The organism is Streptococcus mitis (assembly GCF_003942775.1).
Taxonomy (GTDB): Bacteria; Bacillota; Bacilli; order Lactobacillales; family Streptococcaceae; genus Streptococcus; species Streptococcus mitis_CN.
This window is the reverse complement of the sequence record NZ_RJNX01000015.1, coordinates 1-3,682: the sequence shown is the minus strand read 5'-3', so window position 1 is coordinate 3,682 and position 3,682 is coordinate 1. Positions and strand designations below refer to the sequence as shown.

At 35.5% G+C, this 3,682-nt stretch carries 4 protein-coding genes and 2 pseudogenes; 3 read left to right on the top strand and 3 right to left on the bottom strand.

Annotated features, from left to right (window positions below; all coding sequences use genetic code 11):
* Positions 1-1,584 (bottom strand): annotated as a pseudogene (locus D8848_RS10535) (DEAD/DEAH box helicase family protein); the annotation flags it as partial.
* Positions 1,585-1,631: 47 nt separating this feature from the next.
* A complete protein-coding gene (locus D8848_RS10530; protein WP_125444087.1) occupies positions 1,632-2,042 on the bottom strand; it encodes a thrombospondin type 3 repeat-containing protein in 411 nt (136 codons plus the stop codon).
* 142 nt (positions 2,043-2,184) lie between these two features.
* Here D8848_RS10530 and D8848_RS10805 point away from each other — a divergent pair, with 142 nt between their 5' ends.
* Genes D8848_RS10805 through D8848_RS10520 form a run of 3 tightly spaced genes read left to right on the top strand, consistent with a single transcriptional unit; the run spans position 2,185 to position 3,278 of the window.
* The gene (locus tag D8848_RS10805) at positions 2,185-2,448 is read left to right on the top strand and encodes a hypothetical protein (protein ID WP_221763046.1); all 264 of its coding nucleotides are present in this window, start codon (positions 2,185-2,187) and stop codon (positions 2,446-2,448) included.
* A 55-nt stretch (positions 2,449-2,503) separates the two neighbouring features.
* Positions 2,504-2,668 (top strand): hypothetical protein, encoded by a 165-nt coding sequence (locus tag D8848_RS10800; RefSeq protein WP_000201399.1) that lies wholly within the window; start codon positions 2,504-2,506, stop codon positions 2,666-2,668.
* A 1-nt stretch (position 2,669) separates the two neighbouring features.
* Positions 2,670-3,278 (top strand): hypothetical protein, encoded by a 609-nt coding sequence (locus tag D8848_RS10520; protein WP_125444085.1) that lies wholly within the window; start codon positions 2,670-2,672, stop codon positions 3,276-3,278.
* Positions 3,279-3,312: 34 nt separating this feature from the next.
* On the opposite strand, the pseudogene D8848_RS11080 reads toward D8848_RS10520, so the two are convergent.
* Positions 3,313-3,435: pseudogene (locus D8848_RS11080) on the bottom strand (CHAP domain-containing protein); the annotation flags it as partial.
* Positions 3,436-3,682 lie beyond the last annotated feature (247 nt).

Below are 3,682 nucleotides of genomic sequence, written 5' to 3'. Positions count from 1 at the left end.
TCGTATACTTCTAGGCATCGCCGCAAAGAAGTTCCCAGTCCCCATAGAAGGATCTAAAATCCTTCCTCCTTCAAAACCATCAGCCAGTAATTTTTGCCAAATCTGGCGAATAATCATTGGGTCTGTATAATAGGCTGTGAGAGAACTTTGTTTCATGGTCGAGTATTCTGATTTGCTTACTAAGCTCTTGAGAGTTAAACGTTCTGTTTCATACTTTGGATTGAGTTCATCAAAAAATTCATTGGCAAGACCGCCCCAGCCGACATACTTGGCTAGTAGCTCTTGTTCTTCTGGACTTGCTTGTCGTCTCCCTTTTTCTAATCTTTTAACAAGTTCAATTGCGGCGATATTCGTTTCAATTTTTTCTCGATTTGTCTTAGGATAAAAGTCCTCTAAATCATCTGGAAAAACAAAATCTTGAACGGGGACATCCGTCTCTTCTATGCCTGAAATTAAAGGTTTTGTTTCCTTATCCTTATCCTTATCCTTTTCATTTTCTTCTTCCAGGTAGGAAAACAAATCTATTTCCTGACTTTCACTTGATGAATCAATCTCAATCTCTGAATCTTCTTTTTCAAGTTCTACAAGAGACAATACTTGTTCAATCTCTTCCAAACTGTTCAAGTATAAGATAGGATTCTCTTCAAATAACTGCTTGGAATCATTGAATAGCTCTAGGCGAACTAAGTCATTTAACTGTGCATTTTCAATCGAAACCAACTGAAATACTTGTCCTTTATAACTTACTTGTGAACCGATTGGATATTCCCTCAAAGCTTCTTCTACAATTTTATCGACATTAGAAAAAGAGTTCGTTTCTTCCGTTTCCTGTTCAATATCACTTGAAGGAGACAAAGATTCCTCTACTTGATTAGACTTTTCTCTTATAGCCTTTACTTCATCAAAATGAGTAATAATCTTCAGCTTTTGTGTCAGTGGGAGTTGTGTGTAGTTTTCTTCATGATGGACAAGATCCGTAACAGTATCTAAAGTAGCCATCAATTCTGAACCCAAATAGGCTAGAACATCTCCCTCTTTTTCTTCAAAATGAATCTCAAGAACCTCTTTTTTTAGTTCTTTGGAATCAACCATTAGAAGAAACTCCTCTATATCTCTACTAATGCGGTCAGATAGATTATTCGCAACCCGATAGACATTGACTAAATTGACATCCTGATTCTGATGAAAGATAAGCTCACTTAGTTGTTCTAGCTTCTCTTTTTCAGATTGGATGTAAAATCGAGTGGAAAGGTTATAGGTTGCGACTTCTAGCACCAAGTTTTTCTCCCAATTACTTAATTGAGATAATTTACTTAGACCTGCTTGTCCAAAATTTCTTGTGTAACTTTCTAGATCTTGGTCATTATTTTCAGAACTGGCCTCTAGGAAAGAAACAATATCTTGATGAAACGAATAGACATGAGGTATCTCTTCTATCTTCCCCTCTTCAGTCAAAAAACTCTCTACCAAGTCCTGCCATTTCTCATCAAAATGTTGCGCTTGATAACGAAGAAATAAGTCCATTTTCTCCCTATCTTTTGGAATTGTTCCACGAAACATAGCCAATAATTGCATTACTTCCATACTTGCTCCTTTCATCTATACGAAAATAGGAGAATCACATGATTCCCCTACAACTCTATCTCCATTTCAACCTCTTGAGGACTGATTTCTAAATCACTAGACAAAAGAGAAACGGCATCTGTTCTCATGTAGTAAGTATATAAGTCTTCAAGGTCTTGTTGGTTTTCAATCCCTGTTTCAATACTAATCAGAGCCTGTATAAATTCCTTGTAGTGACTCTCCATCATATCTGAAATCTTTTGTTTCATTTCCATAAATACTGATGACGGTTCAGTTAGACATGTTTGGTCTATGTCTTGAAAATCCTTTTCTAAGGGATTGGTTCCTTCTTCTATTTCCACTAAATCTGAACGACCATCACCATCAGAATCTGCGCTAAAAGGATTGGTTCCTAGCGCCAATTCTTGAGCATCAGTTAGTCCATCTTGATCCGAATCACGTTGATAAATGCCTTCCATATACTTCCTTCTTTCCTAGTTAATCTTTTTTCACTCCAATCCTACCAAATATTCCTTGAAAGAAGTATCACAACAAAAAAAGAGAACAAGCAAAACCTCGTTCTCCTTAAAATGATAAAACATTATTATCAAAGTAAAAAAGATGACTTACATAACCTGTAAGCCACCTAGTCAGTCGGTTTATTCTGGTGTCTGCCACCGCTTGGCCCTTACGTCCAAGATTGCTATCGGATTTCGTTCTGGTGTCCGCCACCGCTTGGCCCTTATGTCCAAGATTACTATCAGATTGACCATGAGCCGACCACTCATTTACACCATTATTCTAACGAATATGAGCTACAAATGCAAGAGAAAAACTTATTTTGGATTTATACACTATAGAAAACATACACTATCTTCATATTGAACTTTTGTTCAAAATAAGCTATAATGAATTTAAGTAGAAACAGGAGGTAGAACAAATGGCTACAATCAGTTTAACACGTGATATAAAACTAACAAACGAAGATGCTCTAAAAATTCTTAATCATAAACCATCTAAAAAGCTACAAGCCGTCTTGAAATCTATTGAATCACAGGACGCTACCGCTCCAACGAAAAATAAACTCATTTCAAAGTATCTGTAAGATGACAATTCAAGTAACACCACTTAAGCAATATCTTGAAAATATTCAAGTGCTAGCTCCTGATAAAACTGAGAAACAAGTTCAGGAGCTATTTAAAACTATCATTTTAGAAAATGTTGATTTCAACGGTAATGAAGAGATGTTGACTTATCTATCTGATAAAGCCCCCAATTTTGAAAAACAACATCGTTCTCGTAATTTTATCGTTGAAGAAACTGAAACAAATAACATCATAGGATTCTTTAGTTTATCTCTCAAAGTTGTTGATATTTCTGATTTAGAGAAATCCTTAAAAAAGAAACTCGTCCTAAAAGGGAAAAGTCCCAAAAATATTGATTATCTCCCTGTGTTACTTATCGGTCAATTCGGCAAAAACACAAAGTTAAATAAACTATCAGGACAAGAGTTATTTGAAATTGTAATTCAAAAAATTGAAGAATTTCGTGCAATTGTAGGAACTCAGATGGTATTTTTAGATAGTATCAATCATCCTAAAGTCATTCGATTTTATGAACAGTTCGGATTTGTTGCTTACAGTCAATTGATTAAAGACGATCATCAAGTAACTTATCAGCCTATGGCATTAAATATGTCACTCTATAAAAAATAAGAATCATGTCACCTAAACTGATGACATGATTCTTTTATTTCGTCGTATAGGCAAAACTTATTGCACTATCTGCTTGAGAGATTTTTCTAAAGGTATAGTTAGGGTTGCCACCATAGTTGGTTTCAGACACAAGGAAAGAACCGTCATCATATACTTTCTATAGCGATAGGTAAAACTTTGATACTATCTCCATCTTTTCCCCCGCTTCACACCGTGCGTGCGACTTTCACCGCACACGGCGTTCCATCAATAGTGTATTATCACGATTTTGCTTTATCGTGCTGTATTAATATGATTAACATAATTGTTCTAAGTTCAAATTTTCTTTCAATAATGGTGAATTTCCTGCAAGTTCGCGCAACTGATTTAATTTGGTCAGTCCTGTATTACTCAAATTCAAAAGC